Consider the following 16,092-nt stretch of genomic DNA (forward strand, 5'->3'; position numbering starts at 1 on the left):
AAACCGGCGCCCGTTCGGCGTCCGGATCCGGCTCCGACGCCGGCTCCCGTTGTCCGGTGTCCGTTGTCCGGTGTCCGGTGTCCGGTGTCCGGTGTCCGGTGTAGGGAGCCTCTTATTGTAGCCAATGCCGTGCGACAGAACGGCCAATTTCCCACTGATCAGGTGCAGTTCACCGCCGTAGCTGGCGCTGACCGCCAGGTCCACCGGAGTCTCCAATGCCTGCTCCCAGGGCAGGACGGGCAGCCCGGCGTCCGCCAGCAGTTCCGGTACGCCGTGCAGGTACGGCGAGGAACCCGTACACGTCGCCAGGCACTGGACGCGCGGGTCGGCGTCGAACAAGGGGAGCACGTCCAGGAGCCGGGTGGCGGAGGTGACGTTGTGCACCACGAACAGGACGCGCGCGGTCCCGGCCCGGGTGGACCACTGCGCCGCCTCCGGGCCGACCGGAACCCGCAGCCACCGCTGCCCGTCCGTGACCGCTTCCCCCACACGCCTCACCCTTCACCCTGGCTCGACCGGTCACCCTAGCCGCTGTGCTCGTGCGTCCGGTCCGCCCGGCACAATGAAGAAGTGCGGCTCGAAGCGATCACCTGGGACCGGCTGACGGACGCGCTCGCCGAGCGCATCGGTGCGACGGCGCCGGCGGACGGCGGTCCGTGGCTGCGCGTCGCCGTCGACGGGGCACCGGCGGCCCGGCCTGCCGATGCCGCCGGACGGCTCGCCGAAGCGCTGCGGCTGCGCGGCAGGCCCGTACACGTCGTCGCGGCCGACGGCTTCCTGCGTCCCGCCTCCCTGCGCCTGGAGTACGGGAAGGAAGACCCCGACGCGTATTACGACACGTGGTTCGACCGGCAGGCGCTCTGGCGGGAGGTGTTCACGCCACTCGACCCGGGCGGTACAGGGCGGGTGCTGCCGGATCTGTGGGATCCCCGGACAGACCGGGCCACGCGCAGCCCGTATGCCGAGCTGCCGCCGGGCGGCGTACTGCTCCTGCACGGTCCGCTGCTGTTCGGGCACTGGTTCCCCTTCGACCTGTCGGTCCATCTGAAACTGTCGTCCGCCGCGCTGGGCCGCCGTACCCCGCAGGACGAGCGGTGGACGCTGCCCGCCTTCGCGCGGTACGAGGACGAGGTGCGGCCCGAGGAGGCCGCCGATGTCGTCGTGAAGGCGGACGATCCTGACCGCCCGGCCTGGAACGGACACGGCTGACCTGCCGGCCACGGCCACCCGCCTCCCGAGAATCAGCCTCCGCCGTCGGGAAGCCGCCCCACCCCCCCCCGGCAGCAAGCCCCCTTTCCGAGAAGTTGTCCCACTCCCGAAAACCGTACGCCCCACCACTGACAATCCGTCACCGTCGGGTGCGGCGCCGGTTAGCGTGAGCCGATGACCACGACGTGCGGGAATCCGGGAGGGGCGCTGCGCATGGAGGACATCGGCTGGGACACGGACGCGGCGCGATGGCTGAACCCACCGCCGGAAGCGGTGTGCGAGCCGGCGGCGACGGGCGGTGGCACGCTGGTCGTCACGGCCGCCGAAGGGAGTGACTTCTGGCGGCGGACCAGTTACGGCTTCGACCGGGACACCGGCCACGCGCTGCTGACGCCCTTCCCCGCGGGCTCGGCCGTCGAGGTCTCCTTCATCGCCGCTTTCGACGCACTGTACGACCAGGCCGGGGTGATGGTGCGGGTGGACGACCGCACCTGGATCAAGGCCGGGGTGGAAATGAGCGACGGCGCGCCGCAGTTGGGCGCGGTGGTCACCCGTGGGTGGTCGGACTGGTCGCTGGCTCCCGTGCCGTCCTGGGCGGGCCGCGAGGTCACGGTGCGCGTGAGCCGCAGCGGTGACGCGCTGACCGTACGGGCACGGCGTGAACAGGAGCCGTGGCGCATGGTGCGGCTGGCGCCCCTCGACCCGGACGCGACGGCGGCCGCGGGACCGTTCTGCTGCGCGCCGCAGCGGGCCGGCCTACGGGTGCGGTTCACCCGCTTCGCCACGGGCCCGGCCGATACGTCTCTCCACTGAGCGACCGCCGCGCCACCCCGGACCGCGTCAGGCGTCGGCCAGGGCCAGCAGCTTGGTCACCGTGTTCCAGTTGCGGGCCGTGGCCGTCACGCCGAGCCGGGCGCGGGACACGGCATCGGCGAGCTTGGAGCGGCCGATTCCGTCCGGGCACCAGAGGTACAGTTCGCGGCCGATCAGCCGCAGCCGGTCCGGGGCGTAGGCGTCGGAATCCAGCCCCGCCAGCGGGGCCACGTCGGCGGGGATGTCGGACAGAAACGTCACATGCAGGGTCTTCGGCTCCGCCTCCGCCTGCGGGAAGGGATTGGCCGCGACGGTGGCGGCCAGCTCGTCGCGCGTGCGGACCATGACCGGGACGGAGAAGCCCAGGTCGTCGGCGATCCGCGCCTCGATGCGGCGCGCGGTCTCCGCGGGTGGCGTGCCCGGGTCGGCGAAGACGATGTTGCCGGTCTGCAGGAGGACCGTCACGTCGGTGTGGCCCAGTGACGCGAACAGCTCGCGCTGCCGCGCCATGGGGAACTTCTTGTTGCCTCCGACGTTGATGCCGCGGAGCAGGGCTACCTGGCGGGACATGGCAGAGATGCGTCTTTCGGTCGGGCGGAGCGAGCGGTCGGCGGGCGCGGAGAGCCGGAACCGAGGGAACCGGGGCGCGAAGGCATCGGCGTAACTGGGGCAAGCGGGCGCGAGGGTGTCGGCGTAACCGGGAGAGGGCAGCGGTAGGGGGCGGGACCAGCGGTACGGGGACGGGGGCCCGGCCGCCGTCAGAAGAGAGGCTGCGGAAGGACGCCCTCCAGGGCCAGCAGCCGGCGTTTGGTCTCCAGGCCGCCGCCGAAACCCCCGATACCGCCGTCGCTGGCCACCACCCGGTGGCAGGGCACGACGACCGGCAGCGGGTTGGAGCCCATGGCCGCTCCCACCGCACGGGCGGCTCCCGGTTCACCGACCCGGTCGGCGAGATCCTGGTAGCCGACCGCCGTGCCGTACGCGACGTCGGTGGCCAGCGCGCGCAGCACCCGCTCGTTGAAGCCCGGGGATCCCGAGGACCCGGAGGTCCCTGAGGACAGGGACCAGTCCAGAGGGACGGTGAAGGTGCGCAGACCGCCGTCGAAGTACCGGGTCAGCTCGTCGGCCGCCGTGGCCAGGTGGGGTATCTCCGGGACCGGTTCCCGGCCGAACGCCTGCCGGAGACGGCTCAGTGTCCGGTGGGTGGTGCGCTCGTCGGCGTGGAAGCCGACCAGTGCGAGCCCCTCGCGGGTCGCCGCGAGCAGCAGCGGCCCGATGGGGGTGTCCAGCACGCGCCAGGCCCAGTCGGCCTGCTGATCACGCTCTGCGTTCATCACGGCATCAGCCTATGGCCTGCCACTGACAACGCCCCCGGAGCCGGGTCCAGGGGCGTTGCCGACAGCGACAGCGGGGCCGGCTGCCGTCCTGGCGGCCCTCGTAGCGGCCCTCGCCTAGCGGTCCTCCCCCTCCAAGGCGTCGCGGACGACGTCCGGCTTGTTGCTGATGATGCCGTTCACGCCCTGTCCGGCGGCCTTCACCGCGCCGGCGGCGTCGTCGACGGTCCAGGTGAAGACCTCCAGCGGCCGGCCGTGCGGTCCCTTGACCTTGTGGACGGACGCGACGTACCCGGCGTCGATGGACTTGTACTGCGGGTTGATCTGGTCGGCGAAGGCCGCGTACGTGGGCAGCTCGCTGACGGCGGGCGTGCCGAGGAAGCCCGTCTTGACGTCGGAGCGCAGGCTGTGGACCTTCTTGACCGAGCCGGCGTCGAAGCTCTGCACGATCAGCCGGTGCTTGACGTGGTGGCGGTCCAGCCAGCCGTCCTCGCGCAGCTCCTTGAGGATCTGCCGCTCGATGCCGGGGTAGAGCTCGGGTGCCTTGATCTCCAGCAGCAGCTTCTGGCCGTTGTCCTCGACCGCGTCCATGTAGTCCTCCAGCGTCGGCACCCGCTCGCCGGCGAACTTCGGGCCGAACCAGCTGCCGGCGTCCAGCTTCTCGATCTCCGCGAGCGTGAAGTCGGCGACGTTCCAGGGCGCGCGGTCCGGGAAGACCTGTTCGGCGTCGGTCGTCCGGGCGAGCGACGTGTCGTGCACGACGACCAGTTCGCCGTCCTTGGTGCGCTGGACGTCGTTCTCCACCCAGGTCACTCCGAGGTCGGCGGCCGCGTCGACGGCGGCGAGGGTGTTCTCGGGCGCGTAGGCGGAGGCGCCCCGGTGGGCGACGATCTCCACTCCGCGGTGCCCGTCGGCGGCCTGCGCGCCGGAGGCGGGGAGCAGGGACGCGGCCAGGCCCACGAGCGCACCGGCGACAGTGGCGACAGGACGGATACGCATACGAACTCCTTGTGACGACGTGGTGGCGGGAGCATGCCGGGGCCGGGCCCGGCCGGGCCGGTCCGGAGCCGGTTACGCGGCCGCCGTCCCGGCTTCGGACGGCCGGAAGCGGAGCCGGAACCCCTACGGGGAGCACGGTGGATCCGGGGCCGGACGGGCAGAGAGTCGCAGCCGCGATGTACCGGAAGACAGGCGTTTGGTGGACAGAATGTGAAGGAGAAGCGTGGGAAGCGTCCTGTTCTGGGGTTGTGCTCGCCGCGGCCGGCCGCCCGGCCCGGCGCCGCCCACCGCTATCCGTCGGCGGAACCGCTGGTCGGAGCGTTTTCCGGCCGGTTGTCAGTGGGGAGTCGTACGGTTGGTTCCATGCGGCCCGTATCCAAGATCGAACGCACGGTGGCACCTTTCGAGGTCGTCAGCCCCTATCAGCCCAGCGGCGACCAGCCGGCGGCCATCGCCGAGCTGGCGCAGCGCGTCAGCGGTGGTGAGAAGGACGTCGTCCTGCTCGGCGCGACCGGTACCGGCAAGTCGGCGACCACCGCGTGGATGATCGAGAAGCTGCAGCGGCCCACCCTCGTCATGGCGCCCAACAAGACCCTCGCGGCACAGCTCGCCAACGAGTTCCGCGAGCTGCTGCCCAACAACGCCGTCGAGTACTTCGTCTCGTACTACGACTACTACCAGCCCGAGGCGTACGTCCCGCAGTCGGACACCTACATCGAGAAGGACTCCTCGATCAACGAGGAGGTCGAGCGGCTGCGCCACTCCGCGACGAACTCCCTGCTCACGCGGCGTGACGTGGTCGTGGTCGCCTCGGTCTCCTGCATCTACGGCCTGGGCACGCCCCAGGAGTACGTGGACCGCATGGTGCCGCTCAAGGTCGGTGACGAGATCGACCGCGACCAGCTGCTGCGCCGCTTCGTCGACATCCAGTACACCCGCAACGACATGGCCTTCACCCGCGGCACGTTCCGCGTCCGCGGCGACACCATCGAGATCTTCCCGGTCTACGAGGAGCTGGCCGTCCGCATCGAGATGTTCGGCGACGAGATCGAGGCGCTGTCCACGCTCCACCCGCTGACCGGCGAGGTCATCAGCGAGGACGAGCACCTGTACGTCTTCCCCGCCAGCCACTACGTCGCGGGCCCCGAGCGCATGGAGAAGGCCATCGCCGGGATCGAGGCGGAGCTGGCCGAGAGCCTCGCCACGATGGAGAAGCAGGGCAAGCACCTGGAGGCGCAGCGGCTGCGGATGCGGACGACCTACGACATCGAGATGATGCGCCAGGTCGGCTCCTGCTCCGGCATCGAGAACTACTCGATGCACATGGACGACCGCGCCCCCGGCACCGCGCCGAACACCCTCCTGGACTACTTCCCGGACGACTTCCTCCTGGTCATCGACGAGTCGCATGTCACCGTGCCGCAGATCGGCGCGATGTACGAGGGCGACGCCTCCCGCAAGCGCACCCTGGTCGAGCACGGCTTCCGGCTGCCGTCCGCCCTCGACAACCGGCCGCTGAAGTGGGAGGAGTTCCTGGAGCGCGTCGGCCAGACCGTCTACCTGTCGGCGACGCCCGGCTCGTACGAGCTCTCACGCTCCGACGGCTACGTGGAGCAGATCATCCGCCCGACCGGCCTGGTCGACCCCGAGGTGATCGTCAAGTCCACCGAGGGCCAGATCGACGACCTGGTGCACGAGATCCGTACGCGTACGGAGAAGGACGAGCGGGTCCTGGTCACCACCCTCACCAAGAAGATGGCCGAGGACCTCACCGACTACTTCGTCGAACTGGGCATCCAGGTCCGCTACCTGCACAGCGACGTGGACACCCTGCGGCGCGTGGAGCTGCTGCGGGAGCTGCGGGCCGGCGAGTACGACGTCCTGGTCGGCATCAACCTGCTGCGGGAGGGCCTCGACCTGCCCGAGGTGTCGCTCGTGGCGATCCTGGACGCCGACAAGGAGGGCTTCCTCCGCTCGGACACGTCCCTGATCCAGACCATCGGCCGGGCCGCCCGGAACGTCTCCGGCCAGGTCCACATGTACGCGGACAAGATCACCCCGGCGATGCGGAGGGCCATCGACGAGACCAACCGCCGCCGGGAGAAGCAGCTCGCGTACAACAAGGAGAAGGGCATCGACCCGCAGCCCCTCCGCAAGAAGATCGGCGACATCGTCGCGACCCTCGCCCGCGAGGAGATCGACACCCAGGAGCTGCTGGGCACCGGCTACCGCAAGGGAGCCGAGGGCAAGGAGGCCAAGGGCAAGGCGCCGGTGCCCGCGCTGGGCGGCAAGGCGGCCAAGGGCAAGGCCGCGAAGGGCGGCACGCCCACCGACCGGCCCGCCGCGGAACTGGCCGAACTCATCGAGGAGATGACCGACCGGATGCGGGCCGCCGCCGCCGAGCTGCAGTTCGAGGTGGCCGCCCGGCTGCGTGACGAGGTGGGAGAACTGAAGAAGGAACTGCGGCAGATGAAGGAGGCGGGGCTGCGCTGAGGGGGGATGGCGGCGAGAGGGCGATGACGGTACGGGGGTGATCGCGCCGCGGGGGCGACTGCGGTGAGGGGCGACTGGGTTGGTGCGGCGACTGCGGTGGCAGGTCGACTTCGGCCCGGTGGCCCGGTGGCCCGGTGGCCCGGTGGCCCGGTGGCCCGGTGGCCCGGTGGCCCGGTGGCCCGGTGGCCCGGTGGTCCGGTGGTCCGGTGGCCCGGTGGTCCGGTGGTCCGGTGGTCCGGTGGCCCGGTGGCCCGGTGGCCGGACGGCCCGGTGGCCGGGCGGCCCGGTTGACGGGGTGTCGGGTTGACGGGGCCGTGCTGACCGGGGCCGTGCTGACCGGGTGACCAGGGGTGGACGGAGAGGCGCCCGCCTGCGCCCCACCCCATCCCGCCCCCCGACGTACGGTCCGGGCCCGCCCCTGCACCTCTCTGGAAGGGCCCGCCGGTTACTGCCCGAGTGAGGTGGGCTGTGTTGCAGGAACGCCACAAAGCGCGGGGCAACTGCGTGCCGGGGGCGGGCCGTGCATAGGGTCGGGGCAGGCCGTCGGGGAGACGGCCACGGGGAGAACAGAGCGAGAGGGGACGGCACGTGTCGGTCAACTTGTCCAAGGGGCAGGGCATCAGCCTGGCGAAGTCCGACGGGGGGACGCTGACCGCGGTACGGATGGGGCTGGGCTGGCGTTCGGCGCCCCGGCGCGGCCTGTTCGGATCGCGCACCCGGGAGATCGACCTCGACGCCTCGGCGGTGCTGTTCGCCGACAAGCAGCCGATGGACGTCGTCTTCTTCCAGCACCTGATCAGCGACGACGGGTCGGTGCGGCACACCGGCGACAACGTGGTCGGCGGCGCGGGCCAGGGCGGGGACGACGAGGCGATCCTCGTCGACCTGTCGCGGGTGCCGGTGCACATCGACCAGATCGTCTTCACCGTGAACTCCTTCACCGGGCAGACCTTCGCCGAGGTGCAGGACGCGTTCTGCCGCCTGGTCGACGAGACCACCGGCCAGGAACTCGCCCGCTACACCCTCACCGGCGGCGGTGACTACACCGCGCAGATCATGAGCAAGGTGCACCGTTCCGGCAACGGCTGGCAGATGACCGCGATCGGCGAACCGTCCGACGGCCGTACGTTCAAGGACGTCGTCCCGGCGATCCTGCCGTACCTGTAAGCACGCACCAGGCCCCGTCGGCGAGCACGGGGCGCACGACACTTCGGGGGAACGACGATGACGGCCGAGCTTGTCCGCGGGCAGAACCACTCACTGGACCGGACGCGTTTGGAGATCAGGATCGCGGCGGGCGGGCCCGTCGTCGCGGGGGTGACGCTCGCCGACGAGCGGGGCGGCCTCGCGGGCGCCGAAGCGGTCGCCCATCCGGGTGCGCCGCGTCGCGACGGCGTGGAGGTGCCCCGGCAGGCCGCCGCCGAGCACCGGATCGCGGTGGACCTGGGTGCCCTGCCCGCCGCCGTGCACCGGGCGAGTGTGCTGCTCGCGCTGCCCGTCGGCATCGGCGGCCCGGCGGTCTTCGGCGCGGCGGCGGCACCGTTCGTCGCCGTCACGGGCCTGGACGGTACGGAGCTGGCCAGCTACACGCTCGTCGACCTCGACGCCGAGACCGCCGTCGTGGCGGTGGAGCTGTACCGCAGGCAGGGCGCCTGGAAGGTGCGGGCCGTGGGACAGGGGTACGCGGGCGGGCTCGCCGCACTGTTCCAGGACCAGGGCCTGCCGCAGGCCACGGGCGCGGGACTGGCCGCGGAGATCCAGGAAGCGGTACGCAGCGGCCACGCGCGTTCGGTACCGGCCCCCGCCGCGTCGTCCAGTACCGCCGCGCCGTCCAGTACCGCCGCGTCGCCCGACCGCACCGCGTCGTCCAGTCCCGCCGGGGCGTCCGGCCCGACCGCATCGCCCAGCCCCGCCGCCGCATCGCCCAACCCCACCACCGCATCACCCAGCTCCCCCGCGGCGTCCGCCCCCGCCGAGTCTTCCGGCCCCGTCGACTACCGGCATCCAAAGCGGCGCGCCTCGAACCCACCCCTGCCCTCGCAGCCGCGCCAGGAGACTCCCGCGACACCATCGCTCACATCCACCCCACCCGCATCCGCATCCACCCCCACACCCGTCTCCGCCCCCACCGCGCCCCCCTCCGGCGACGCACAGCCCGCCGGCCCGGTAGCCGGTGACGCTGCCGGCCGTACTCCGGAAGAGCGGCTCTACAACCAGGTCTGGGGCATGTTCGAGGACCTGGCGCGGACGGTCGCCGCCTACCGCAGCGCCATGGACTTCGCCCAGTCCCGCCTGGCGAAGGAACTGGACGCCGTCAACGCCGACCCCCGCAACCGCATGGGAGCGGCCGCCGAAGAAGCGCGGGCCGCCGCGCACGACAAGCACGCCCGTCTCGCGGCCCAGGCCCGCGAGGTGCTCGACCGCGATCTCGGACAGCTCACCGCCGAGGCCGAGGTCGTCGAGCCCGCCCTGCCGCCGGCCCTCGCCTCCTGGGGCAGCCCTGTCTGGCAGGGCTACCGTCCGCCGGAGGAATACCCGACAGCGGTGCGGCTCGGTGACCTGCGTCTGCCGGAGTGCCCCGACCTGCGTATCCCCATGCTCGTACGGCTGCCGATGAACCGCGGCCTGTGGATCGACAGCGGGCGGCCGGAGACGGTCGACGGCGCGTCCGGGAGCAGTTTCGGTCTCGACGGTCTCGACGGTCTCGAAGGACTCGACGGCCTGGCCGGGGGTCCGGACGGGGCCGAGCCGCTCGACGCGGCCGAGGTGCGGCGCCGGGCGGTCGACACGGCCGTCACGCTCGCCGCCCGCCTGCTGGCCGCCCACCCGGTCGGCGAACTCACCGTCCACGTCATCGACCCGGCCGGCTCGGCGACGCCCGCTCTGGCGCCGCTGCTGGAGACGGGCGCGCTCCGCGAGCCCCCGGCCACCGGCGCGCAGGGGGTGACCGCGGTGCTCGGCGAACTGACCCGGCGCGTGGACCTCGTACAGATGGCGGTCCGCAACCAGGCGGCGGAAGCCCTGCCGCCGGATCTGGACACCGCCGAGCAGCTGCTGATCGTCCACGACTTCCCGCACGGTTTCGACGACCGCGCCGTCAACCAGCTCCGCTACCTGGCGGACGAGGGCCCGTCGGTCGGCGTGCACCTGCTGATGGTCGCCGACCGGGCCGAGGCCCGGGAGTACGGACCGGTGCTGGACCCGCTGTGGCGTTCCCTGCTGCGCGTGACGCCGGTGCCGGACGCCCACCTCGCCGACCCCTGGGTCGGGCACGCCTGGACGTACGAGCCGTCGCGCGTGCCGGACGGCAGCCGGGTGCTCCGCAAGGTTCTGGGCGACCTGGCGGAGGCCCGCCGGTCGCAGGGCCGCAGCCGGACCCGCGAGGGCTGAAGCCGGCCGGACCGCGAACGAACGGGCTGACCACCGCCGGGGCGGCGGAACCGGCGGCACGAGCCGGCTCCGCGCTTCCGTCCTGTCCTGCCCTGCTCTGCCTTGCCCTGCCCTGCCCTGCCCATGATCAAGCCCTCACACCTCCCGTCGCCCCGCCCGCAACCCCGCCTGACCAGCGCATTTACCCAACTCTTTACTATCCATTGCACTTCCTTTACCCTTGTGGTGCGGAGGGGAGTATTCCTGCGCGACGTCCCCGTCATCACGGATCGCACCACTGACGAGATCCCGGGGCGTCGGCCCGTCTCAGGAAGCGCGGCACCAGCGCTCCCGGGTGGAAGAGACCTCCGGCAGCGACGACGCTGTTAGTGCCGTACGACTCTGCCGGAGGAGCAGTGGACGTTTCCCTGACCCTGTGGGTGCTGACCATCGTCGGTCTGTGCGCCCTGATCACCGCCGATTTCTTCATCGGCGGCCGTAAACCGCACGAGGTCTCCATCAAGGAGGCCGGCATCTGGACCGCCGTGTGGATCGCCCTGGCCGCGCTTTTCGGCCTCGGGCTGCTCCTCTTCGGCGGCGGGCAGCCGGCCGGTGAGTTCTTCGCGGGCTTCATCACCGAGAAGTCGCTGAGCGTCGACAACCTCTTCGTCTTCGTCCTGATCATGGCGAAGTTCGCGGTGCCGACGATCTACCAGCAGCGGGTGCTGATGGTCGGTGTGCTGATAGCGCTCGTGCTGCGCGCCGGGTTCATCGGCGCGGGCGCCGCGATCATCGCCAACTTCTCGTGGGTCTTCTACATCTTCGGCGCGTTCCTCATCTGGACGGCCTGGAAGCTCATCAAGGAGGCCAGGGCGGAGGAGCAGGACGAGGAGTTCGAGGAGAACCGCTTCCTGAAGATGGTCGAGAAGCGGTTCCCGTCGACCGACAAGTACCACGGCACCAAGCTGTTCGTCGTCGAGAACGGCAGGCGCCTGATGACGCCGATGCTGATCGTCATGCTGGCGATCGGCACCACCGACGTGCTGTTCGCGCTGGACTCGATCCCCGCGATCTTCGGCCTCACCCAGGACCCGTACATCGTCTTCACCGCCAACGCCTTCGCTCTGATGGGTCTGCGGCAGCTGTACTTCCTCATCGGCGGTCTGCTGAAGAAGCTGGTGCACCTCTCCTACGGCCTGTCGATCATCCTCGGGTTCATCGGTGTGAAGCTGGTGCTGCACGCCCTGCACGAGTCGGGGGTGAGTGTCCCGGAGATCAGCATCCCGGTCTCGCTCGGCGTGATCTGCGCCGTCCTCGTGGTCACGACGATCACGAGTCTGCGGGCCTCGAAGAAGCAGGCCCGCGCGGAGGCGGCGGCCGCCGGGACGAAGGAAGCTGCCGAAGACGCCGACGCCACCAAAGACACCAAAGACACCAAAGACACCAAAGATGCCAAAGACGCCGTGGACGTCTGACCGGCTGTCCTGAGGGGCGGTCGCACCGCTCCGGCGCGTTCGAGGAGGTCCCGCGGGTGCACCGCGGGGCCTCCTTCGCACCGTACGGGCATATGCGTTCCTCCATATGCACCCTGCGTACGCCCGCGCCCCCACGACCCCGTACAGTGCGCGCATCGTTGGTCGCGCGCCCGGAGGAGACCGACGCCCCACCGGCCACGGCCCGTCCGGCGCGCACTGTCCCGAGGGGGGACCATGCGTCATCACACCAAGGCGGCCGCCGCGGCCGCACTCGCGACAGCCACGGCGGTCGGAGGGCTCGTCACGGCGGCACCGGCGTCCGCCGCCGGCTCCGTGCACCTGACGAAGATCTACTACAACAGCCCCGGCAGCGACAACGGCTCCAACGCCAGCCTCAACGCCGAGTATGTGCAGATCAAGAACTCCACCTCGCGCGCCGTCAGCCTCAAGGGCTGGAAGCTGACCGACGCCTCCCGGCACACGTACACCTTCGGTACGTACAGCCTGGGCGCGGGGAAGACCGTGACGGTGCACACCGGCAAGGGGCGCGACACGGCGGCCCACCGCTACCAGAACAGCCGTGCCTACGTGTGGAACAACACCAAGGACACGGCGACCCTCAAGAAGCCGTCCGGCGCGCGCGTCGACAGCTGCAGCTACAACAACGCGCGCCGCGCCTTCGTGAACTGCTGACGGGACGGCCGCCCGCACCCGTCCGCCGTGAACCGCTGACGGAACGGCCGCCCGCACCGGTCCGCTGACCGGGCGGGCGGCCGCCGGCCGTCCGTTCCGTCACCAGCCGCGTGCGCGCCACTCGGCAAGGTGCGGGCGCTCCGCGCCCAGCGTGGTGTCCGAGCCGTGCCCCGGGTAGACCCAGGTCTCGTCGGGCATCTGGTCGAAGAGCTTGGCCGAGACGTCGTCGAGGAGGCTGGCGAACTGCTCCGGGTCGTTCCAGGTGTTGCCGACGCCGCCCGGGAAGAGGCAGTCGCCGGTGAAGACGTGCGGGTGCCCGTGCGGGTCGTCGTAGATCAGCGCGATGCTGCCCGGCGTGTGGCCGACCAGGTGGCGGGCGGTCAGCCGCACCTGGCCGACCGTGAGGGTGTCGCCGTCCTCGACGGGCACGTCCGTCGGTACGGGGATGCCCTCGGCGTCGTAGCGGCCCGCGTACGTGCGGGCTCCCGTCGCGTCCACGACCTCACGCAGCGCGCCCCAGTGGTCGCCGTGCTGATGGGTGGTCACCACGGAGGCGATGCCGCTGTCGCCGATCAGGCTGAGCAGGGTGTGCGGTTCGGCGGCGGCGTCGATGAGCAGCTGCTCGTCCGTGGCCCGGCAGCGCAGCAGGTAGGCGTTGTTGTCCATGGGGCCGACCGCGACCTTGGAGATCATCAGGTCGGCCAGCTCGTGCACGTCGGCCGGTCCGCCGACCTTCACTGCTCCCGTGTAACTCATGGCTCCACCCTAAAGCGGCGGAAGGGCCGGAAGGGGGCCGCCCCGGGTGTCGAGGCCGGTGCCTTTGGCCCGGCCGGTGAGCCAGCCGACCAGTTCGGCGGGGGCCCCGGACACCACCAGGTACGGGACGTCCCCGGCGTCCTCGGTGACCCTGCCCGTGTGCTCCGTACGGCCGGTCCGCCAGCGCCGCCCGTCGGGGGTGCGCAGTTCCACGGCCGGTACGTCGACGTGCCCCGCGAACTTCTTCCCGGTCAGAAAGGCCAGTGCGGCGTCGACGAAGGCCGTCGGCAACTGCTCGATGCCGTAACCGACCCCGAGGTCGATCCGGTGCAGCTCGACCTCGGTCAGCCGGCGGAACGGCAGCCGGGCGGCGCGTTCCAGGACGCCGTTGCGCATCTCCAGCTCGTACTGCCGGCGGGTGGGCGGCAGCGCCGCCGCTGCCGCGTCGAAGCGCTCGGCGCTGGACCGCAGGTCGTCCAGGTGCACGGCGAGCGGCCGGTCGGCGCCTTCGGCGATGTCGGCGTTGCGGGCCTCGGCACTCGCGTACATCGGGGTACGGATGCCGGTACGTGCCCAGGTCAGCAGGTTGACCAGGGCGTCGGCGTTGCGTGCTACGTGGGCGAGCAGATGGCCGCGGGTCCAGTCGGGCAGCAGTGACGGTTCTCCGATCGCCTCGTCGTCCAACTTGCCCACGTCGACGAGCAGTCGGTCGGTCGCCTCACGGACGGAGGCGGTGTCCTGTGCGAAACCCGGTGTGGAGTCGGGCACGTTGTCGGTCATGGTCCGAAGCTAGCGCCGCGGCGGCGTCTGCGGGAGTCGGCCTGCATGGATCCGGGCGTACGCGGGAGGGCGTACGCGGGCGGCGCACGCGGCGTGGGGGCAGCTCGCGGGCCTGGCCGGGCCGGTGGGAAGCCGGTCCGGCCAGCGCCTCGGCGGCTCAGCGGCTCGGCGGGCTCAGCGGCTCGGCGGGCTCAGCGGCTCGGCGGGCTCAGCGGCTCGGCGGGCTCGGCGGGCTCAGCGGCTCATCGCCTCAGAGCCTCATCGCCTCAGAGCCTCATCGCCTCAGAACCGCGGTGCCTCAGCGCCGCAGAACCGCAGTGCCGCGTCCGTCACCCGGCCGTTCCGACAGGAGCACCGAACCACCGCCGCAACGCGTCGTCGAGGGAGCCGGTTTCGGCTGTCGTACGGGTATCGGCGGCCGACGTCCGGGTGGCGGTCGCCGCACCGGCCGTACGGACGGAAGCGGTGCTTACACCTGCGGACACCACAGCCTCCCCGGCCCCTTCCCCGGCGCCGCCCCCGGCCTCGGCGCCCACTCCCTCCCCGTCCCGCCACGCGTCCGTACCGGCGGCCCAAGCCGTGATCCCGTCCGGCCGTACCAGCAGCCCGGTCAGCTCCGGACGGCTCGGGCAGCGCCCGGTCACCACGCGCACCCGCCCCGCGTACCCGGAGGCGTACTCCGCGGCCTGCCGGGCCGTCTCCGGGGCGTCGGTGAGGACGAGCAGCAGCCCCTGCCCGTCCCGGAGGTGGCCGGCGAGCCGGCTGCCGTCGGCCAGCTCCAGGTCGGGGGCGCTGCGTCCGGTCAGCGGGTGGTCGCCGGGCAGGTCGTAGCCCTGCTGGACGCCGGAGATCTTCTTGACGAAGTAGGTGGTGCCGGTGACGGTGCCGATCAGGTCGCGGACCACCTCGCGCAGCGCGCGGGCGTGCGGTTCCGGCCGCATCATCGCGATCTGGGCACGGGTCCACTCCAGCACCCACGCGCCGATCGGGTGCCGCTCGGCGGTGTAGGTGTCCAGCAGCTCTTCCGGGGCGTGACCGTGGATCGTCGCGGCCAGCTTCCAGCCCAGGTTCATCGCGTCCCCGATGCCCAGGTTCAGCCCCTGGCCGCCGAAGGGGGAGTGCACGTGCGCCGCGTCGCCGGCCAGCAGGACGCGTCCGGAGCGGTAGTCGGGGACCTGGCGGGCGTTGTCGGTGAAGCGGGTGGCGGTCAGCACCTTGGTGATCGTGACGTCGGTCCCCGAGGTCCGGCGCAGGCTGGTCTGCAACTCCTCCAGGGTGATCGGGGCGTCACGGTCCGCGGGCGGGCCGTCGAACTCGACGGTGAGGATGCGGCCGGGCAGCGGGCCGTGGGCGTAGATGCCGGTCGCCGTCTCGTTCCAGCCGGCGCCGAGCTTCTCGGACCCGGTCAGCTCCACCATCGCCTGGTGGCCGGTGATCTCCGGGGCGGTGCCGGGGAAGGGGAAACCCGCGAGCCGGCGGACCGTACTGCGCCCGCCGTCACAGCCGACCAGCCAGCGGGCCCGGAGGGCTGCTCCGCCCGCCTCTCCGTCCGGGTGGCCGTCCTGGGCGGTGCCCGCGCCGCCGGCCCCCGCGACCGGGCGCAGGTGCACCGTCACGCCGTCGTCCGCCGTGTCGAAGCCGGTCAGTTCCACTCCGCGGCGCAGTACGACGCCGAGTTCGGCGGCGCGTTCGGCGAGCAGCCGTTCCAGCGCCAGCTGCGGTACCAGCCCGACGTCACCGGCCGGTCCGGCGTCGTGGAAGCCGGGGTCGGACGCGTCCAGGAGCTCGGCGGGCAGCATGATGCCCGCGAAGTGCCCGGCGAACTTCGGCGCCGCGCGCACGGGTGTCGTCCCGGCCGCCTGCCGCTGCCGCATGAAGGAGCTGAAGCGGCCGAGCGCCTCCTTCTGCACCTCGGCGAGCGCGGGCAGCAGCCCACGGCGGTAGAAGGCTTCCGCGCTGGGCGTGTTGATGGCCCCCGCCTTGATCGTCTCGTCCGGCGCGGCCAGTCGCTCCAGTACGACGACGCGCACCCGGCGCAGGGCGAGTTCGCAGGCGAGCATCAGTCCTACGGGCCCGGCGCCCACGATCACCACGTCCGGGCGGGCGTCCGTGTGGTGCGTGCTGCCGGTTGTCTCCATGTCCATGCGGCGAAGTGTAGTCACTAAAAATTT

At 71.8% G+C, this 16,092-nt stretch carries 13 protein-coding genes; 7 read left to right on the forward strand and 6 right to left on the reverse strand.

The features are described 5' to 3' along the window. Nucleotides 1-570 precede the first annotated feature (570 nt). Together OEIGOIKO_RS31825 and OEIGOIKO_RS31830 are read left to right on the forward strand one after the other, a co-directional pair. Nucleotides 571-1,209 (forward strand): nucleoside/nucleotide kinase family protein, encoded by a 639-nt coding sequence (locus OEIGOIKO_RS31825; RefSeq protein WP_125056933.1) that lies wholly within the window; start codon nt 571-573, stop codon nt 1,207-1,209. Between the two features lie 213 nt (nt 1,210-1,422). Further along, nucleotides 1,423-2,022 carry a DUF1349 domain-containing protein gene (locus OEIGOIKO_RS31830; protein WP_125059222.1) on the forward strand — a complete coding sequence of 200 codons (600 nt, stop codon included), beginning with the start codon at nt 1,423-1,425 and terminating at the stop codon, nt 2,020-2,022. 27 nt (nt 2,023-2,049) lie between these two features. On the opposite strand, the gene OEIGOIKO_RS31835 is transcribed toward OEIGOIKO_RS31830, so the two are convergent. The 3 genes from OEIGOIKO_RS31835 to OEIGOIKO_RS31845 all read right to left on the reverse strand — a co-directional run bounded on the left by OEIGOIKO_RS31835 (nt 2,050) and on the right by OEIGOIKO_RS31845 (nt 4,355). Then, nucleotides 2,050-2,592: a DUF1697 domain-containing protein gene (locus OEIGOIKO_RS31835; protein WP_125056934.1), complete on the reverse strand. Its 543-nt coding sequence runs from the start codon at nt 2,590-2,592 to the stop codon at nt 2,050-2,052. Nucleotides 2,593-2,780: 188 nt separating this feature from the next. Continuing rightward, complete coding sequence (locus tag OEIGOIKO_RS31840; protein WP_125059224.1) at nt 2,781-3,356, reverse strand: methylated-DNA--[protein]-cysteine S-methyltransferase; 576 nt, start codon at nt 3,354-3,356, stop codon at nt 2,781-2,783. A 117-nt stretch (nt 3,357-3,473) separates the two neighbouring features. Then, on the reverse strand, nt 3,474-4,355 hold the full coding sequence (locus tag OEIGOIKO_RS31845) for a glycerophosphodiester phosphodiesterase (RefSeq protein WP_125056935.1): 882 nt from the start codon (nt 4,353-4,355) through the stop codon (nt 3,474-3,476). Between the two features lie 363 nt (nt 4,356-4,718). Between OEIGOIKO_RS31845 and uvrB the strand changes: the two genes are divergently transcribed. From uvrB to OEIGOIKO_RS31870, 5 genes are all read left to right on the forward strand, one after another. Next, on the forward strand, nt 4,719-6,848 hold the full coding sequence (gene uvrB, locus OEIGOIKO_RS31850; protein WP_125056936.1) for an excinuclease ABC subunit UvrB: 2,130 nt from the start codon (nt 4,719-4,721) through the stop codon (nt 6,846-6,848). Between the two features lie 588 nt (nt 6,849-7,436). After that, a complete protein-coding gene (locus tag OEIGOIKO_RS31855) occupies nt 7,437-8,015 on the forward strand; it encodes a TerD family protein (protein ID WP_031003749.1) in 579 nt (192 codons plus the stop codon). Between the two features lie 57 nt (nt 8,016-8,072). Beyond that, a complete protein-coding gene (locus OEIGOIKO_RS31860) occupies nt 8,073-10,238 on the forward strand; it encodes a TerD family protein (protein ID WP_125056937.1) in 2,166 nt (721 codons plus the stop codon). A gap of 395 nt (nt 10,239-10,633) precedes the next feature. Next, complete coding sequence (locus OEIGOIKO_RS31865) at nt 10,634-11,692, forward strand: TerC family protein (protein WP_125056938.1); 1,059 nt, start codon at nt 10,634-10,636, stop codon at nt 11,690-11,692. Nucleotides 11,693-11,926: 234 nt separating this feature from the next. Continuing rightward, entirely contained in the window at nt 11,927-12,385 is a 459-nt protein-coding gene (locus OEIGOIKO_RS31870) for a lamin tail domain-containing protein (protein ID WP_125056939.1), read from the forward strand. A 99-nt stretch (nt 12,386-12,484) separates the two neighbouring features. Here the strand turns inward: OEIGOIKO_RS31870 and OEIGOIKO_RS31875 are convergent, their stop codons facing one another. The 3 genes from OEIGOIKO_RS31875 to OEIGOIKO_RS31885 form a co-directional block, all read right to left on the reverse strand. Beyond that, nucleotides 12,485-13,141 carry an MBL fold metallo-hydrolase gene (locus tag OEIGOIKO_RS31875; protein WP_125056940.1) on the reverse strand — a complete coding sequence of 219 codons (657 nt, stop codon included), beginning with the start codon at nt 13,139-13,141 and terminating at the stop codon, nt 12,485-12,487. A gap of 9 nt (nt 13,142-13,150) precedes the next feature. After that, nucleotides 13,151-13,921, reverse strand: coding sequence for a maleylpyruvate isomerase family mycothiol-dependent enzyme (locus OEIGOIKO_RS31880; RefSeq protein WP_125056941.1), 771 nt, complete (start codon nt 13,919-13,921; stop codon nt 13,151-13,153). 329 nt (nt 13,922-14,250) lie between these two features. Beyond that, a complete protein-coding gene (locus OEIGOIKO_RS31885; protein ID WP_125056942.1) occupies nt 14,251-16,065 on the reverse strand; it encodes an FAD-dependent oxidoreductase in 1,815 nt (604 codons plus the stop codon). Nucleotides 16,066-16,092 lie beyond the last annotated feature (27 nt).

Origin of the sequence: Streptomyces paromomycinus (assembly GCF_003865155.1) — a bacterium.
Classification (GTDB): Bacteria; Actinomycetota; Actinomycetes; order Streptomycetales; family Streptomycetaceae; genus Streptomyces; species Streptomyces chrestomyceticus.